The organism is Methylobacterium sp. Leaf94 (assembly GCF_001426045.1).
In the GTDB taxonomy this organism is placed as follows: Bacteria; Pseudomonadota; Alphaproteobacteria; order Rhizobiales; family Beijerinckiaceae; genus Methylobacterium.
In genome coordinates, this window is record NZ_LMRM01000003.1 from 1 (window position 1) to 15618 (window position 15618).

At 66.9% G+C, this 15618-nt stretch carries 16 protein-coding genes and 2 pseudogenes; 7 read left to right on the top strand and 11 right to left on the bottom strand.

The genetic code is table 11. The features are described 5' to 3' along the window. The 4 genes and pseudogenes from ASG63_RS26135 to ASG63_RS02745 all read right to left on the bottom strand — a co-directional run. Window positions 1-288, bottom strand: a pseudogene (locus ASG63_RS26135) (exopolysaccharide biosynthesis protein); the annotation flags it as partial. 1 nt (window position 289) lies between these two features. Beyond that, window positions 290-1555 (bottom strand): annotated as a pseudogene (locus tag ASG63_RS26980) (GumC family protein); the annotation flags it as partial. A gap of 187 nt (window positions 1556-1742) precedes the next feature. Next, window positions 1743-2234 (bottom strand): glycosyltransferase, encoded by a 492-nt coding sequence (locus ASG63_RS02740; protein WP_056211852.1) that lies wholly within the window; start codon window positions 2232-2234, stop codon window positions 1743-1745. Beyond that, complete coding sequence (locus ASG63_RS02745) at window positions 2231-2692, bottom strand: hypothetical protein (protein ID WP_056211854.1); 462 nt, start codon at window positions 2690-2692, stop codon at window positions 2231-2233. The genes ASG63_RS02740 and ASG63_RS02745 overlap by 4 nt, the downstream gene beginning before the upstream one ends. Window positions 2693-3690: 998 nt before the next feature. On the opposite strand from ASG63_RS02745, the gene ASG63_RS02750 reads away from it, so the two are divergent. Both ASG63_RS02750 and ASG63_RS02755 read left to right on the top strand, forming a co-directional pair. Beyond that, complete coding sequence (locus tag ASG63_RS02750) at window positions 3691-4557, top strand: exosortase/archaeosortase family protein (RefSeq protein WP_056211856.1); 867 nt, start codon at window positions 3691-3693, stop codon at window positions 4555-4557. An 8-nt stretch (window positions 4558-4565) separates the two neighbouring features. Continuing rightward, window positions 4566-5114 carry a hypothetical protein gene (locus ASG63_RS02755; protein WP_056211858.1) on the top strand — a complete coding sequence of 183 codons (549 nt, stop codon included), beginning with the start codon at window positions 4566-4568 and terminating at the stop codon, window positions 5112-5114. Window positions 5115-5418: 304 nt separating this feature from the next. Here ASG63_RS02755 and ASG63_RS23935 read toward each other — a convergent pair whose 3' ends face one another. The 7 genes from ASG63_RS23935 to ASG63_RS02785 form a co-directional block, all read right to left on the bottom strand. Beyond that, complete coding sequence (locus tag ASG63_RS23935; protein WP_082501471.1) at window positions 5419-6408, bottom strand: NAD-dependent epimerase/dehydratase family protein; 990 nt, start codon at window positions 6406-6408, stop codon at window positions 5419-5421. Between the two features lie 373 nt (window positions 6409-6781). Then, window positions 6782-6934 (bottom strand): DsbA family protein, encoded by a 153-nt coding sequence (locus ASG63_RS24900; protein WP_156389807.1) that lies wholly within the window; start codon window positions 6932-6934, stop codon window positions 6782-6784. Window positions 6935-6968: 34 nt separating this feature from the next. Further along, window positions 6969-8219 carry an MFS transporter gene (locus tag ASG63_RS02765; RefSeq protein WP_443189770.1) on the bottom strand — a complete coding sequence of 417 codons (1251 nt, stop codon included), beginning with the start codon at window positions 8217-8219 and terminating at the stop codon, window positions 6969-6971. A 40-nt stretch (window positions 8220-8259) separates the two neighbouring features. After that, complete coding sequence (locus ASG63_RS02770) at window positions 8260-9738, bottom strand: MmgE/PrpD family protein (RefSeq protein ID WP_056211861.1); 1479 nt, start codon at window positions 9736-9738, stop codon at window positions 8260-8262. A gap of 327 nt (window positions 9739-10065) precedes the next feature. Then, window positions 10066-10647, bottom strand: coding sequence for a YceI family protein (locus ASG63_RS02775; RefSeq protein ID WP_056211863.1), 582 nt, complete (start codon window positions 10645-10647; stop codon window positions 10066-10068). Further along, on the bottom strand, window positions 10644-11246 hold the full coding sequence (locus tag ASG63_RS02780) for a cytochrome b (RefSeq protein ID WP_056211865.1): 603 nt from the start codon (window positions 11244-11246) through the stop codon (window positions 10644-10646). The genes ASG63_RS02775 and ASG63_RS02780 overlap by 4 nt, the downstream gene beginning before the upstream one ends. Before the next feature lie 34 nt (window positions 11247-11280). After that, window positions 11281-11901, bottom strand: coding sequence for a YceI family protein (locus ASG63_RS02785; RefSeq protein ID WP_443189771.1), 621 nt, complete (start codon window positions 11899-11901; stop codon window positions 11281-11283). A gap of 115 nt (window positions 11902-12016) precedes the next feature. Between ASG63_RS02785 and ASG63_RS02790 the strand changes: the two genes are divergently transcribed. The 5 genes from ASG63_RS02790 (at window position 12017) to ASG63_RS02805 (ending at window position 15615) form a co-directional block, all read left to right on the top strand. After that, window positions 12017-13024 carry a LysR family transcriptional regulator gene (locus tag ASG63_RS02790; RefSeq protein ID WP_056211869.1) on the top strand — a complete coding sequence of 336 codons (1008 nt, stop codon included), beginning with the start codon at window positions 12017-12019 and terminating at the stop codon, window positions 13022-13024. Between the two features lie 64 nt (window positions 13025-13088). Next, the gene (locus tag ASG63_RS02795; RefSeq protein WP_056211871.1) at window positions 13089-14132 is read left to right on the top strand and encodes a YihY/virulence factor BrkB family protein; all 1044 of its coding nucleotides are present in this window, start codon (window positions 13089-13091) and stop codon (window positions 14130-14132) included. A gap of 199 nt (window positions 14133-14331) precedes the next feature. Beyond that, window positions 14332-14784 carry an RNA polymerase sigma factor region1.1 domain-containing protein gene (locus ASG63_RS26760; RefSeq protein WP_056211873.1) on the top strand — a complete coding sequence of 151 codons (453 nt, stop codon included), beginning with the start codon at window positions 14332-14334 and terminating at the stop codon, window positions 14782-14784. Between the two features lie 24 nt (window positions 14785-14808). Further along, entirely contained in the window at window positions 14809-14973 is a 165-nt protein-coding gene (locus tag ASG63_RS25895; RefSeq protein WP_200957519.1) for a hypothetical protein, read from the top strand. Window positions 14974-15045: 72 nt separating this feature from the next. Further along, a complete protein-coding gene (locus ASG63_RS02805) occupies window positions 15046-15615 on the top strand; it encodes an NUDIX domain-containing protein (RefSeq protein ID WP_056211876.1) in 570 nt (189 codons plus the stop codon). Window positions 15616-15618 lie beyond the last annotated feature (3 nt).

Below are 15618 nucleotides of genomic sequence, written 5' to 3' on the forward strand. Positions count from 1 at the left end.
GCCGAGGCAGGGCACGCCGAGGGCCGTCTCGACCTGACGTCGGAACCGCAGGCGCCGCGAGAAGGCCTCGCGGGCCACGGCCATCAGGCAGCCCGCCCCCAAGCCCAGCGCCAGGCTTCCACCGAAGACCTTGATGGCCGTCGGGAACGAGCGTGCCGTGGGCACTTGCGCCGCTGTGATGATGCGCGCCTCGGTCATCGGGAAGCTCTGCTTCTGTATGCCGTCGACGTACCGCGACATGAAGGTGTCGCGGATCGTCTTCACCGTCGCCGACGCACTCTCGAGCTGNCTCGGTCATCGGGAAGCTCTGCTTCTGTATGCCGTCGACGTACCGCGACATGAAGGTGTCGCGGATCGTCTTCACCGTCGCCGACGCACTCTCGAGCTGAGTCAGCTGAACCCGGCCTTCGCGCGCCTGGATCGACCGCTCCGACAGGTCGGCGAGCTCCTTCTGAAGGTTCTGCTCCTTGATCTGCGCGATGGCGAAGTCGCTGCGCGCACCTTCGAGGATGCGCTGGACCTCGTCGTTCATCGAGTTCTGAAGCTCGTTCATCTTCGCGCGGGCTTTGATCGTCGCTTCGTGCGTCGCGCCATACCGGACGGTGAAATCCGCCATCTGGCGCTTCGCATCGAAGTAGGCGTTGCGAAGCTGGATGATGACCTCGTTCGAGAACTCATCGACGAGCGCGTTCTGCACCCCGCCGGTCCTCGCCATCTCGTTGATCTGTGCGACCTTTGCTTCCGCGCCGGCACGGGCGAAGCTCGCTTCCAGCACTTTTTGACTGAGATCGAGGATCTGCTGCTCCTCGATGAAGCGACCATCCATGGTTACGATATTGTTCTTCAAACGATAATCGATGACAGCCCGATCCGCTTTGCTGACGTCATCCTGCAACTCGGCGATTCGTTCGACAAACCACGTGCTGGCTTTTTCGGACGCCGCACGCTTTGCCTCGAGTTGATCGTCGATGTAGGCCTGGGCGAGCGCATTCGCGAGGCGTGCGGCCTTCTCGCCGCTGCGCGCCGTCACCGTGACGGTGATGGCGTAGGAGAGATCGACGCGCTCGACGTTGGTCGCCTTGCGCAGCACCTCGGCAGCTCGGTTCCGGCGGTCTTCGACGGACTCAGCCTCCGGGTCATCGGCGAGGCCAAGAGCTGCGACCAGCTTCCGGATCATGGACGTGGATCCGACGAAATCCGGGTCCGTGTCGAGCTTTTCGGACATTACGACCCGATCCAGCACGCCGTTCGACTTTAAAATCTCGATTTGACTGAGTAACGCTGAGCTGTCGATCCGGCCAGAGGGCGTCGAGAAATTCTCGTCGACAGCCGATAGACGCTTGAAGTCGACGAGAACCGTCGAGAATGTCTTGTATGATGAGGGGGCGAACATAAAAACCAGCGTGCCCAGGACCAGGGCGGCCAGGATCGTCTTGCCGATGAAGCGGCGCTGGCGCCGAAGAACGCCGAGGATGAAGGCGATGTCGCCTGGATCTCCCGGAGCCCGTATCGCGAGGGGGGTTCCCGTCGTCGCGCGTGGATTGGTGGCTAACATCGGTCCTCGATCGAGGGTGCCATGGCTTTCGGCCGACGCAGGTCAGCGATGCAGGTCGCCAGCGTGGATACGTGGGAATCTTAACACGATCGCTTCCATGTCCGCCATGCGACCGCGACGGTTCATACCTTGGCGTCGCGACGAGGCGCATTCCCGATACGCATCGTCCGCCGCCCATGCCCGCTGATCAGATCCGGCCACTTACATCGGCGATGAAGGTCGAGATACGGTTGAGGAGCTGCGCATTTGCATAGGCCGAGATCTCTTGCGAGCGAACGAGGCCCTCGATGCTGTCGAGGCCTTCCTTCAACGCAGCTTCATCATCGACGACCGTGGCGATTCCTTGCGCTTTCATATGCCGCGACGTGGAAAGCTGATGGTCGTTGCGGTGTTCGCCGAATGCGGCCCGGCGCGGCATGACGAGAATCGGCTTGCCGAGCTCCAAGGCCGTGATGATTGAGCCCATCCCGGCGTGGCCGACGACGGCTTTCGCAGCAACGACATGCTGCCGAAACTCCGAGGGCGACATGGTCGATTGATATTTGATGTTTTTCGGTACGAGCTTCGACGCCCCGATTTGCGCCACCACGTCGGAGCGCCCACGAGATCCGGCCCAGTCATCGACGGCGGAAATCAGACGGTCGAACGGCAACTGGACACCCACCGTTACAAAAATCATATGACCGACCCTTCGTAATACGGACCTTCCGGCTTCGCTAAGTGCTGCCACTGCGTGAGCCAGAGGTCCGCCACCCCACCCGCCATCTTTCCGGACATCGAAAGCGTGTCGACGTTCGCAAAGCTGTCGATCCAGATGGTCTTGGCTCTGATCAGGCGTCCGAGTCTCAGCGCAACGTACCCAGGCGCCGCACCTGTCGAGACGACGATGTGTGGCCGCTCGCGGAGAACGACGATCATCACGGACAGAGCCATACGCAGAAACGCGAGCTTGTTCCAGCGGTTCGCATCCGGGACGCGATGAAATCGGTGTCCGGCGACTTGGTCCCGCGCATCAAGCGTGCAGATAAAGGCACAATCACATTCACCGAAGGCGGGAACGACGCGCAGAAGCTGGATCCAGTGTCCACCGCCTGACGCGACCGCCAGCAAGCGCGGCCTTTTATGTTTCGCTGCCATTGCAGCCTCCCAGTTTAACCGATAGCCTTGCTATATATGCAAGGCTAACAATGGAATGCTCATCAAATTGTCGTATGGAATCGTTTCGAAAGACAGCCAGAGACCATGCCAATGACAATGGAGTATCACGAGAAACGTTCCATTTCGAATGTCTTAGTCAATCTGCAATATAGTCTTCTCCAAATAAGTTTATTACAAATCTCGATGACATGACTTGGAAATAACACTACTATGAAACGCGACCTGGGTGGCCTGTAAGATATCTCGTGATCGGTTCCTGAATGGGCATTCGCACAAGCGTGTCGATCGCATTCCAGGGCGTATTTGGAAACCCATGTTGCAGAGCCGGGGTCCTCAACGCGACCAGCCCCTATCGTCAAGGGCAATGGCGGCGATCGCTTCGCTCGCAAGGGGGGGCGATTTTCTGGACGTCGCGTTGTTCATTCGCCCCGCATGCCGGATGGAGTAGAATCGGGATCGAGGTTGATTTGAATTTCTAATTGCAAATGTCCGAAGTCCGATTGAACCCAAGTCATCATCGACTGGCTCGAAACTTTAGCTCGGCTTGTGCCGCACCGCAACATCTTTGATAATTTGGGTGCAGGGGACGTGCCTGAGAACTCGCCCGATAAGGCGCCGAGAGGCAGGGGTGGGTGGCCAGAATGGCGATGATTCCAAAGGGTGCCGAAACCTCGACCGGGACCTGGCGCGGACATCCCAACGATCCGGCAGTCGTGGGCCACGTTGGGCGCGCGGCGGCCGATGGCGGGGAGCAGCGCGCGGGAAGTCGGGCAGCAGGGCGCCGCGGCGCAGGCAGGTCTGCCGGGCCGGGTCGTCGAGGGGGATAGCGCGGACCGCGCAAGCACCGGATCGCAAGGGCGGTGCATCTTCGCGCGTCGCTGTTTCTGACGTAGACAGGTTGGGACGTCCGCGTGCGAGTGCCCGATATGTCCCCCGTTGCGCGATACCCCGACAAGTCCCCTGCTGGGATCCCGCGGATGCGAATCGGCCTCGGCTTTTCGGCGTCACGGTCCGCGTACCTCTGCGCATTCATGGCGATCTGCGCCGCGAACGGTCTGGCGGGTCGAATGTTGCAGGCCCTGGAAGCCGAGGGTTGGGTCGTCGCCGGATCGCGGACGTTCGACATCAGTGCCATCGTCTGGCTCGGCATCGTCTGCGGGATCGCCCTCGCGTTCACCGACCGAGGGGGGAGCGAACCCATGCGCGGGGATGTCGTGGTGCTCGGTATCGCCGCGCCCTTCGTCCTCGCACCTTCTTCCGCGCTTGCGTGGGTCACGCTCACGGCCATCGCGCTCTGGACGCTGGCGACATCATCCGGCCGCCTCGCTCGCGGAGCCGCGATCCTGCTCGTGGTGACGATGCCGATGTGCTGGACCCGTCTCCTGTTCAACCTCGCGGCGCCGTATATTCTGTCGGCCGATGCGCTGATGGTCGCCACAATTCTCGGAACCGAGTCGTCTGGAAATCTCGTGGCCTCGTCGAATGGCCAAACCTACCTTCAGATCTACCCGGCCTGCTCCTCTCTGGGCAATGTCTCGCTGGCATTGCTGGGTTGGGTGATCGCCATCAATGTCGTGAGGCCGCGCGCCCGGCGAAACAACATGCTTTGGGGAGCGCTCGCCTGCTGCAGTGTCGTCGCGATCAACATCCTGCGTCTTGCAGCCATTGGCCTCCTTCCGGAGCATTTCGAGTTGCTCCATGGCGCGGTCGGCAACAGCGTGACGAGCTGGCTCACCCTCGCTGCCATCGGAGCAGTCTGCTGGGCCGGTGTTCGAGCCCGCCCCTCGGATCCTGTCGCGCAAGACCTTCCGAGGCAGACCGACACCGGTGCGGCCATCCGATGACGCACCCGATGTCCGACCCAGCCAGGGTCGCCGAACCGGGATACCCGGCCGCTGGGGGGACCGACGCGCCGCGGCGCACGGGCCTGCGTGTTCCTGTGGGCTTGGCTGTCCTCGCCCTGTTCGCCATTACGAGCATCGGTGCGAAGGTTCTTATAGGAACTGCTCCGGACATCCGAAATCCTGCTTCCCTTAAGCGAACGCTGGTCGCGCGCCTCATGACAGAGGGCTTCAGCGTCGACGAGGCCCCAGGCTCGGCGGAAGTCTCGCTCACGGCGAGACGTGGAGACTGTCGCCTCGCATTGACGGAGGCGAGACCTCAGGGCTGGAACCACGCCCTGATCGAGCGGCAGACCGGCGAGACGGACAAGCTCATGTTTCTCTTCGAGGGACAGATGACCAGCGATCTGCCCCGCTACCGCGCGACGTGGCGATATCAGACTGCGCGCATTCTCCGTCAGGTCGGTGGACGGCCTCACTGGCATCCCGTGCTGGCGATCCGCGTGGGCCGGCAATGCCCGGTCCGGTTCGAGACTTTCGCCGTCCCCTTGGCCCTGTAGCATCCGCGCCGTGCCGCGTGATCTGTCGCGCCATCTCCTGCACGTTCGGCGCTGCGCCTGGAGCCGGAACCATGCGCCGACAGGATGTGATCGAGGGGCCGAGATCGACCGCCGGCGATACCTGCAAGCACTGACTTGGTGGCCGCGTCGAGGAGCGCGCAGGCGGTCTGGGCCATCCCCCTAAGACCCGGCTGCATCACCGTTCGCGTAAATCCCTTCATCGCGTCAGTGCGCGATCACAGTGTGACACGAAAGGGACATCATCCTGGTCTGAAAATGACGCATCAGAACTGCGCATCTCACCTCAGGCGACAGGATAGTAGTCACGATACCAGTTTACGAACTGGGGTATTCCTTCTGCGAGTCGAACCTTTGGGCGATATTCAGTGATTGATCTGATTTTTGAAATATCTGCCCAGGTCGATGTCACGTCTCCTGGCTGCATCGGAAGCATGATTTTCTTTGCTTTTCGGCCAACGGCTTGCTCAATAATTTCGATGAAAGTGAGTAGATCTTCGGGAGAATCATTGCCAATATTGAGAATCCTGTTTTCGGCCTCAGGCGGTGGTCGATCGAGAACGCCGATGATCCCATCCACGATATCGTCAATAAACGTGAAGTCACGGCGCATCCGGCCCTCGCCATAGACCTCGATCGGTTCTCCTAGAAAAATTTTACGGGTGAACGAATAGTAAGCCATATCGGGACGGCCCCAAGGTCCATACACCGTAAAGAAGCGAAGCCCTGATTGTTTCAATCCATAGAGATGCGCGTAAGTAGAACTCATCAACTCGCAGGAACGTTTCGTGGCCGCATAGAGCGAGACCGGGGAGTCTACCCTATCTGTCTCCGTAAATGCAGCGCCTGACCCTGGCCGATTGCCGTACACAGAACTGGATGACGCATACACGAGGTGCTCGAACCGGCTATTGTCGCGGCACGCCTCCAAGACAGACAGGTGGCCTTGTAGATTTGAGTGTTGATAGGCGAAGGGGTTCTCGATGGAGTAACGAACGCCTGCTTGAGCACCAAGATGAACCATTCGCATGACGCCTTCGTCTCTGACGAGGGTCCTGAGCGCAGGCGCATTCGCAAAGTCCATACGTTCCATGCGAAAATTGGCAAATTTTTCCAGTCGCCCGGCCCGCGCCTCTTTCAAAGAAACGGCATAGTAATCGTTAAATACATCGATTCCGATTACGCCTTCTCCGCGTTCAAGCAATCTCTTGGCGACATGATATCCTACGAAGCCTGCGGCTCCACTGACGACGACTGGATCGGTTCTGACTGGCATTATGCCCTCATTATCGTTTCTTATCGCGTTGACATCGGCGCAAAGCAATTATAATTGCAAAAGTAGATAAACACAAAAACATTGACCCGATTGACCGGATAAATTTTTTGTTTTGGCGATGAATTCGGAGGCATCTATCCAGGCGATTTTCTCAGGCGCGTGGAAACGAAATCACGGAATAAATCCCTGGCATCGGGATGGCGAGCGCCGAGGGGCCTTCAGCGCATCCACGCGAATGGTCGGCGACGTGCGCCTCGATGGACGGGACCGCGCTTGCTCGACGCCTTCGGAATCACGCGCCGAGACGGAAGTGTCTGCATCTTGGAGCTCCGGGACGACTGGGAGGGACGTCGTGTCTCGCATAGGGTCGGTGTTAGGCTGAAATGTGAGTGTGACCGGGGAGCCTGACGGGCAGCCATTCGAGGCTGGTGCGCGCCCGCAGGTCGAGGGCCCGGTCCGACCGCAGCGTGCCGACGAAGCACCAGGGGCAGATCAGGTCCGAGAACACCGCGATCGTCGGGGACATTCGCGACTCCGGCAGGTCGGGAGGATCTCGGACGTCACCGCGACGGCGTCGTCGCCAGGCGCCGGGCCGTGACGAGGCCGAGGCCGGCGATGACGACGGCGCAGAGGCTGAGGGCGGTGAGCTGGCCGAGGCCCCGGAGGGCGCCACCGAGGATGGCCACGCCCAGGGCCTGTCCGCAGAAGAACGAGAAGGCGTGGAGTGCCACCGCCGAGGCGCGGGCGGTCGGCGCCACCTCGGTCACCTGCACCTGGAAGGTGTTGTGGAGCATGTAGAAGCCGAGCCCCAGGGCCACCAGGGCGGCGCAGTCGAGCTGCCAGGTGCCGGCCAGCCCGAGGGTGACGAGGGCCCCGGCGCAGATCAGGCCGCCGCCGATCAGCATCCGCGACAGGCCGAGGAAGCGCAGGAGCAGGCCGACCGAGAACGCGTAGAGCAGCCCGCCGGCGGCGAAGCCGGCCAGTGCCAGGCCGGCCTCGCGAGCCCCGCCCTCGCCGCGGGCCTCGATCAGCGGGGCGAGGTGGGGAAAGATCCCGAACACCGCGATCGCCTCGATGAACACGGCCCCGAACAGGATGCGGGCGCGCGGATTGCCCACGATGGTGCGGTAGCGCGCGACCGCCGTGCGGAAGTCCGGTCGCCGGGCCGGGGCTGCCGCGCGGCGGTCGAACCCGAGGAGCGCCGCGCCGCAGCCGAGGGCCGCCACCGCCGCGGTGATGGCGAAGACGCCGGCCCAGCCGATCGCCCCCTCGATCAGGCCCGCGAAGGTCGAGCCGGAGAGCTGCCCGAGGATCACCGCCACGAGGAAGCGGCCGATGGCGACCTGCCGGCGTTCGATCGGGATGCGGTCGCCCATCAGCGCGAGCGCCAGGGGGACGACGCCGCCAGCGCTGCCCCCGGCGATCATCCGCAGGACGAACAGGGTGTCGAGGCTGGTGGTCAGCGCGCAAGCTGCCAGCGCCAGGGTCAGGATGCCGAGGCAGATCGCGATGATCCGCTCCTTGCCCAGGGCATCGCCGACGGGGCCGAGGATCGGCTGGATCAGCGCGTAGGGCAGGGCGAAGGCGGTGGAGAGCAGCGCCACCGTGTGGGGATCGCTCTGCAGGTCGCGCGCCAGCACGCCGACCAGCGGCTCGATGGAGCGGCCCGCGAAGGTGCTGGCGAAACCGGCGAAGGCCAGGATCACGATCAGGCGCGTGGTCGAGAACTCGGCCTTCAGGTCCGTGATCCTTGCTGGCGGCGGGCGAGGGGGGGCTGGCGCAGGGCGAGGCCCAGGAGCGGGCATCGCCATACGCGGCCGGGATCGGCCCGTCGATCCCGGTCCTCCGCGGTCAGGCCTGGACCCCGGCCCGGGCCACGTCGCCGGCATTCGGCAACTCCGCGATGCGCCAGCACAGGTCCATGACCCGGCGCACCTGGGCGTCGGGCAGGATCCCGTTCGCGAGGTCGGTGAACTTGGTCTCCAGCGCGGCGTCCGACATCGGCCGCTCGACGCTGCCGATGGCATGTTCGATGCGCCGGGGCAGGCTGCGGCCGTCCGTCAGCACCACCGTGAGCTCGACCTGCTCGGGCCGGATCGCCGGGTCGACCACCGGCTTCACCCGGGCGCGCAGGGCCGCGATCACGGGGTCGTTCACCGCCCGGTCGCTGAACTGCTTCTCGCCGCCAGCCCCCTCCACCAGCGCCACCGCGACGGCGTGGGTGATGCTGAACTTGCCCTCGAGGCCGGTGCGCGGCGTGGTCTTGCCGGTGAGTTCGAGCACCAGGGGATGGACCTTCATGTCGACCCGCTCGATCATGTCGGCGGTGAGATGGGCCTCGTTGCGCAGCTGCACCGCCGCGTCGATGGCCGGATGCATGACGATGCCGCAGGCGAAGGGCTTGTAGGTGTTCAGCGCCGCCTCGTAGCGGGTGCCGAGCCCTTCCGTGATCTCGCGGTAATCCTGCTTCGTCGAGATGGTGTTGGCCCAGCCGCGCCTGGCCTCGATCATTCCGTCCGAGCTCGTGTAGTTCTTCGCGGCCAGGATCGCGGCGAACAGGCCGTTCGAGGCGGCCCGGCCCGGATTGAAGCTCTTGTTCATGGAGCCGAAGGATTCGCGCAGGCCCACGGGCTGCGAGGCGGCGAGCCCGAGCGCCCAGACCATCTGCTGCTCGGTGAGGCTCATCAGCTTGCCCGTCGCGGCCGCCGCCCCGAACACCCCGGCGGTGCCGGTGATGTGCCAGCCGACATCGTAGTGGTTCGGGTAGACCGCGTTGCCGATCCGGCACTCCGTCTCGACGCCGAGCACCAGGGCGTTGAGGAAGTCCGCCCCCGAGACCGGGTTCATCTCGGCGTAGGCGAGGATCGCCGAGGCGACGGGGCCGGCCGGGTGGATCACGGTCTTCAGGTGGGTGTCGTCGTAATCAAAGATGTGGCTGGCGACGCCGTTCAGGAAGGCGGCGTTCAGGATGTCGAAACGCTCGGGGCGCCCGAACAGGCCGGCCTGCGGCGGGCCGGAGAACGGCTTGAGGGCCGAGACCGCGACATCCAGGGTCTCGTGATGCGATCCGCCGATGGCGACGCCGACCCAGTTCAGCAGGGTGCGGGTGCCCTCGCGGCGGACGGCCTCGGGCAGGTCCGCGTAGCGCGCGCCGACCACGTAGCGGGCGAGGATCCGGGTGACCTCCGGCGGCACCGGCTTCGGTTCCGCCTTGGCCTCGCCCTTCGTCTCCGGTGCGGCTTGGGCGGGACGGACGGCGCTGCCGGTTCCCACGAGCGCGAGGCTCGCGGAGCCGAGCAGGGCGCGGCGGTCGATCGTCGGCACGGGCATGGATCTCTTCCTCTGGCGTCCTGCGGCCCGCGCCCGAATGGACGCCGCCGTGCCGGACGCGCCGGGGCCGAGGCCGCCGGCGGGACCGGAACCGAGGCATAACCCGACCCTCGCGGCAGGGCTCCCGCTTTCTGCAAGCCATCCGCGGTTTTGCGCGCCGGTTACGCATGAGAAACAAGATATCCGGTGGGATACAAAGGTCTCGATGCGCCGTGCAAGCACAGGTTTCGCTTTCGGAGCGTCCTTCCGGCGACGTGCAATCGGAGAGATGCGATCCGGCGTGAACCCGACGAGCCCGCCGACGGCCCATGTGCTGGCCGATCCGCTTCAGGGCTTGGGGGCCGTCTCCGTCGCAGTGAGGTCGATGTCGACGCCGACCTCCAGGGCGACCCATTGGCCCGAAGCCCAGGGTCCCTGTCCGACGCCGAACTGCGTGCGTACGAGGTCGAGGTGGCCCACCGCCCGGGCCGTCGCTCCCGCGAACGTCAGGCGGAAGGGCAGGGCCGCGTCGCGGCGGATGCCGCGGATCGTCAGGCTGCCGACGGCCTCGTAGGCGTCGCCGCCCTTGGCGACGAACCGCGTCGCCTCGAACCGGGCCTGCGGCGTGGCCTTGACGTCGAACCACTCCGCCTGGGGCAGGGCGGTATCGCGCTGGGCATCGCCGGTCTCGGCGCTCGCGAGGTCGATATCGACCACGGCGTGCCCCGTCTCCGGGGTGGCGGGGTCGAAGGTGATCTGTGCGCTGAAGCGCTTGAAGCGACCCTTGAAGGGCGTGCCGACCTGGACGCCCGAGAACCCGATCCGACTCTGGGCCGCATCGACGGTCCAGGCCGCAGCCGCGGCGCAGGCGGGCAGGGCCAGGGGCGCCGCCGCGAGGGCGACCGCGAAGGCGAGGCGAGCGGCGATCATGGCTGGAATCCGGACTTGAGCGGGGCGCGGGGCAGCATCCGCCGGAGGGTGTCGTCGCGCAGGACGAGGTGGTGGCGCAGGGCCGCACCGACATGCAGCAGCAGGAGACCGATGAGGAACCAGGCCCCCCAGGCATGGACCTGCTTCAGCACCGCCTCCACGGCGGCCTTGTTCGCCAGCTCCGGCAGCACCGGCAGGTGCGGCCAGGGCAGGACGCCGTAGAGCACGGTCGGCAGGTTGAAGGGCGAAGCCGAGACCACGGCCCAGCCGACGAGCGGCAGGCCGAGGAGGAGCCCGTAGAGCAAGGCATGGGCCGCGTGCGCGCCGGCCCGCTCCCGGGCCGGCAGCGTCGCGGGCAGGGGCGGCGGCCGGTGGGCCAGGCGCCAGCCGAGGCGCAGCAGCGTCAGGGCCAGCACCGTGAGGCCCACCGACTTGTGCCACTGGTAGAGCTGGAACCGGCGCATCGGCGCCAGGTCCCCGTGCGTCATGGCGAGACCGATCGCGATCAGCCCCAGCACCGCCAGCGCATTGAGCCAGTGCAGCGCGATGGCGACGCGGGTGTAGCGCGGCTCGGGCCCGACGCGGGCGGTCTCGGTCATGACGCGCTCCCTTCGGCGGGGTGGACGGAAAGGCCTATTCCTTGCGCTCGAAGGCGCCCGCGATGGTGAGGTGCAGGTCGTCGCCGATCAGCGGCACGTAGGTCTTCACGCCGAACTCGGAGCGCTTGAGCGTGCCGGTGGCCTCGAAGCCCACGGTGACCTTCTTGTTCAGCGGGTTCACGCCGGCGCCGATGAGGGTGACGGTCAGGGTCACCGGCTTCGTCACGCCGTGCAGGGTCAGGTCGCCGGTGACCTTCGCCTTGTCCTTGCCCTCGGGCGTTACCTTCGTGGAGACGAAGGTCATCACGGGGAACTTAGCCGCGTCGAGCCACTGGTCGCCCTTGAGCTCGCCGGTCAGCTTCTCGCTGGTCGTCATCACCGAGGCCACCGGGATCTTGATGGACAGCTTCGAGGCGGCGGGGGTCTTCGGCTGCAGCTCCAGGGTGCCCGAGACGTCCGAGAAGCCGCCCGAGTAGTTCGAGAAGCCCATATGCGAGACGGTGAAGCCGACCTGGGTGTGGCCGGGATCGACCGCGTAGGTGCCGGCCTGGATCTGGGCCGGGTCGCGGGTCGGCGGGGTCTGGGCGAGGGCCGGCGCGGCGAACGCGAGGGCGAGGGAGACGGTCTGGGCGACGAGGGATGGCGAGAGACGGATCACGGGGTTCGCTCCGAGGATGAGGGCGCCGATGAGGGTGGCATCTGGGCGCCGGGTCGGTGGATCGCCAATAGGCCGCTTCCCGCGGGTGCGATAGCGCGCTAATCGGGGACACATGGTTGCGCATCTGGAAACCTTCGCCGGAAACCTCGACGATGTCCGGGCCTTCTGCGCCGTCGTCGACCTCGGTAGCATGACCCAGGCGGGCGCCTTCCTGCGCGAGACCAAGGGCAGCGTCAGCCGGCGCGTCGCCCGCCTCGAATCGGTGCTGAAGGTGACGCTGCTCGCCCGTACGCCCCGGGCGGTCTCGCCCACCGCCGAGGGGCTCGCCTTCCACGCCCGGGCCCTGGAGAGTCTCGCCCTTCTGGACGAGGCCCTGCAGACAGCCCGCGGTGCCCGCACCCTGCCGCGGGGGCACCTGCGGGTGACGGCCTCGATCGATTTCGGGGTCGAGGTGCTGCCGGATCTCGTGGCGAGCTTCCGGGCCCGGCACCCGCAGATCACCCTGGAACTCCTCATCACCGACAGCCGCCTCGATCTCGCGGCCAACCGGGTCGACCTTGCGCTCCGCCTCGGCGGCGGCGACCACCCCGACAGCGGCTACACCGCGCCGATCCTGGCCGACCTGACGATCGGCCTCTACGCGGCCCCGGCCTACCTGGCCCAGCGCCCGGCCCCGGCCGACATCGACGGGCTGGCGGCGCACGACGTGGTGCTGGCCCGGGAGCGTCTCGGTGCCACCCAGATCCTTGTCTCGGACGTGGAGGGGCGGGAGGCCGGGATCACCCTGCGGCCGGCCGTGCGGGCCACGGATTTCGCCACGGTGCTGCGCCTCACCCTGGCCGGGGCCGGGATCGGCCACATCCCGAGCCTCGTCGCGGCCAAGTCCCTGGCCCGGGGCGACCTCGTGCGCGTCCTGCCCGACTGGGCGAGCCGGGGCGGGACCCTGCGCGCCGTCACCCTGGCGGGCCGCGAACTCCCCGCGCGGGTCCGCCTGTTCCGCGAGCACGTCCGCACCGAGATGGCCCGGCGGGCCGCGATCTGCCCCAGGTCCGGGCTCGATCGTCCCACGCCTGTGCCGGCATCGGTGGCGACCTGTGACGAGAGTTCAGGCAGAGTGTGATCCCGGGGGCGGCGCGCCCCGCGCGGCGGGGTTCCGGCGACGAGCGGTCCGGCAGGGTGTCGGCATGGTGCGAGACGACGATGAGGGGCAGGATTGGCGCTCGGTCAGCACCCGCCCCCTGAACCCGGAAGAGCTGGCGGAGGCGCGCCAGCGCGCGCACGAGCCCGGGCGCGGCCGGGGCGCGACCGACCCCGTCGACATCCCCAAGGCCGGCTGGCGGGACATCCTGTGGCGGGTGTTCTGGGCGATGCCGCAGGACCGGGTGCTGACCACGGCGGGCGGCGTCGCGTTCTTCGCCCTGCTGGCGGTGTTCCCGGGCCTCGTCGCGGTGGTGTCGATCTACGGGCTGTTCTCGGATCCCCACGTCATCAGCCAGCACGTCAGCCTGCTGGCGGACATCCTGCCGCCGGGCGCCCTCGAACTGGTCTCGGACCAGCTGGTGCGGATCGCGCAGCGCAGCACCGGCTCCCTGAGCACCACGTCCGGCATCAGTCTGCTGATCGCCCTGTGGAGCGCCAATTCCGGGGTGAGCGCGCTCTTCGACGCCCTCAACGTGATCTACAAGGAGCGCGAGAAGCGCAGCCTGGTCCGCTTCTACGCCACCACCTTCCTGTTCACGATCACCAGCGTGGTGTTCTTCCTCGTCTCCACCGGCGCGGTGGTGCTGCTGCCGGCGATCCTCGACCGCCTCGGCTTCATCACCGCCACCGACACCGTCCTGCAGATCGTGCGCTGGCCGGCCCTGCTCGGCGTGGTCACCCTCAGCCTGTCGCTGATCTATCGCTACGGCCCGAGCCGGAACCGGGCGAAGTGGCGCTGGGTGACCTGGGGCAGCAGCCTCGCGGCGCTGTTCTGGGTCGGCGCCTCGGGGATGTTCTCCTGGTACGTGGCGAGCTTCGACAGCTACAACCGCATCTACGGGTCGCTGGGAGCCGGCATCGGGTTCATGACCTGGATGTGGCTGTCCATCGTCATCGTCCTTGTGGGGGCCGAGATCAACTCGGAGATGGAGCGCCAGACCGCCTGCGACAGCACCGAGGGCCGGCCGAAGCCCCTGGGCGTCCGCCAGGCCTTCGCCGCCGACAGCGTCGGGCCGAGCCAGGACTGAGCGGGAGCCCGGGGCCGGGCGGCGCCGTCGCCCCCCCCTGAGCCCGGGAACAGCGGCAATATCCGACGGGTTTCCGGATGGCAGAGCGTCGGGAGTGGTGGATGGCCGGACGACAACACGCACGACCACCCGGGCCGGGCGGAGCAGGGACCGCCGCGGCGCGGGCCGGCGGAGGCGCAGCCGTGACGGGGTCGCGCCCATGGTGAGCGCTTCGGCGACCGTCGCGCAACGGGATCTCGACCGGCTGATCGCCCTCGGGCGGCAGAAGGGCGAGCTCTCCCCGGCCGACCTCCAGGCTGCCCTACCGATCCACGGCATGAGCGCCGAGGCGATCGCACAGGTGGTCCTGGACCTCGAGGCCGCCGGAATTCCGGTTGAGCTCGAGGACCTGCTCACGGGGCGGGCCCATCCCGACGGAATTGCGCCGCTGCCCCTCGCGCCCGCGCCCGGACCGCCCTCCCTCGACGCCGCACCGGCCGCGCCGCGCCCGGACGCGCCGGCGTCCCGGGCCGGCGCGCCGGTGGCCGCCGGTGCGGAACCGGGGCCCGCGACCCCGTCGGCCGAGGGGCACCGGGTCCGCAACGCCGTGCTGGTGGCGGGCCTGATCGTGCTGGTGCTGATGGGGGCGGTCCTGATCGCCCTCGGGCGCTGAACCGCGGCGCGGGGGGAGACCGCCATGGACATTCAGGCGATCATCGCCGAGCTGAGGCGAGCGGCCGAGGCGAGCGCGCAGGACCACAGGGTCGAGGCCGGCGAACCGGGCTACCTGACGCTCGACGGCCGGATCAACTGCGGCGAGCCCATCATGGGGATCGAGGGCGCCCCGGCAGGCGGCCCCTGACGGCCACCCGCACGACAGCCCGTGCCCACGGGCCAGCCGGAACGCGCCCTCCCGGGGCCAGAAGGACGACCGATGAAAGCCGAGATCCTCAGCCTGCGGACCCTGCACGAGGGCTGGAGCCGCTTCTCGCTGGCGCGGGTCCGCCTCGCCGACGGCAGCGAGGCCGAGCGCGAGATCGAGGACCACGGCAACTCCGTGGGCGTGCTGCCCTACGATCCGGTGCGCCGGGTCGCGACCCTGGTGCGGGAGCTGCGGGTGCCCGCCCTCTACGTCGCCGGCGAGCAGAGCCAGCTCGAGGCCCCCGCCGGCCTGATCGACGACGGCACCCCGGAGGACAATGCCCGGCGGGAGGTGCTGGAGGAGGCGGGCCTGCGCCTCGGCGACCTCGACTTCGTCGGCGCCACCTATTCCTGCGGCGGCATCTCGACGGAGCGCATCCACCTGTTCCTGGCCGCCTACGCCGCCACCGACCGGGTGGACGGGGGCGGGGGCGCGGACGGCGAGCACGAGAACATCCGGGTCGTCGAGATGCCGTTGGCCGAACTCGCCCGAATGGCCGATCGCTGCGAGCTGACCGACCTCAAGACCCTGACCCTGGTCCTCGCCCTGCGCGCCCGCCGGCCCGCGCTGTTCTCGGGCTGATCC

What these genes read in the sequence shown, in the direction of transcription:
- ASG63_RS02765 (WP_443189770.1), bottom strand. Translation starts at nt 8,219, where the DNA reads ATGGCGATGCCCGCTCCTGGGCCTCGCCCTGCGCCAGCCCCCCCTCGC.
- ASG63_RS24900 (WP_156389807.1), bottom strand. Translation starts at nt 6,934, where the DNA reads ATGTCCCCGACGATCGCGGTGTTCTCGGACCTGATCTGCCCCTGGTGC.
- ASG63_RS02755 (WP_056211858.1), top strand. Translation starts at nt 4,566, where the DNA reads ATGTCCGACCCAGCCAGGGTCGCCGAACCGGGATACCCGGCCGCTGGG.
- ASG63_RS26760 (WP_056211873.1), top strand. Translation starts at nt 14,332, where the DNA reads ATGGTGAGCGCTTCGGCGACCGTCGCGCAACGGGATCTCGACCGGCTG.
- ASG63_RS02805 (WP_056211876.1), top strand. Translation starts at nt 15,046, where the DNA reads ATGAAAGCCGAGATCCTCAGCCTGCGGACCCTGCACGAGGGCTGGAGC.
- ASG63_RS23935 (WP_082501471.1), bottom strand. Translation starts at nt 6,408, where the DNA reads ATGCCAGTCAGAACCGATCCAGTCGTCGTCAGTGGAGCCGCAGGCTTC.
- ASG63_RS25895 (WP_200957519.1), top strand. Translation starts at nt 14,809, where the DNA reads ATGGACATTCAGGCGATCATCGCCGAGCTGAGGCGAGCGGCCGAGGCG.
- ASG63_RS02775 (WP_056211863.1), bottom strand. Translation starts at nt 10,647, where the DNA reads ATGATCGCCGCTCGCCTCGCCTTCGCGGTCGCCCTCGCGGCGGCGCCC.
- ASG63_RS02740 (WP_056211852.1), bottom strand. Translation starts at nt 2,234, where the DNA reads ATGATTTTTGTAACGGTGGGTGTCCAGTTGCCGTTCGACCGTCTGATT.
- ASG63_RS02780 (WP_056211865.1), bottom strand. Translation starts at nt 11,246, where the DNA reads ATGACCGAGACCGCCCGCGTCGGGCCCGAGCCGCGCTACACCCGCGTC.
- ASG63_RS02770 (WP_056211861.1), bottom strand. Translation starts at nt 9,738, where the DNA reads ATGCCCGTGCCGACGATCGACCGCCGCGCCCTGCTCGGCTCCGCGAGC.
- ASG63_RS02750 (WP_056211856.1), top strand. Translation starts at nt 3,691, where the DNA reads ATGCGAATCGGCCTCGGCTTTTCGGCGTCACGGTCCGCGTACCTCTGC.
- ASG63_RS02795 (WP_056211871.1), top strand. Translation starts at nt 13,089, where the DNA reads ATGGTGCGAGACGACGATGAGGGGCAGGATTGGCGCTCGGTCAGCACC.
- ASG63_RS02790 (WP_056211869.1), top strand. Translation starts at nt 12,017, where the DNA reads ATGGTTGCGCATCTGGAAACCTTCGCCGGAAACCTCGACGATGTCCGG.
- ASG63_RS02745 (WP_056211854.1), bottom strand. Translation starts at nt 2,692, where the DNA reads ATGGCAGCGAAACATAAAAGGCCGCGCTTGCTGGCGGTCGCGTCAGGC.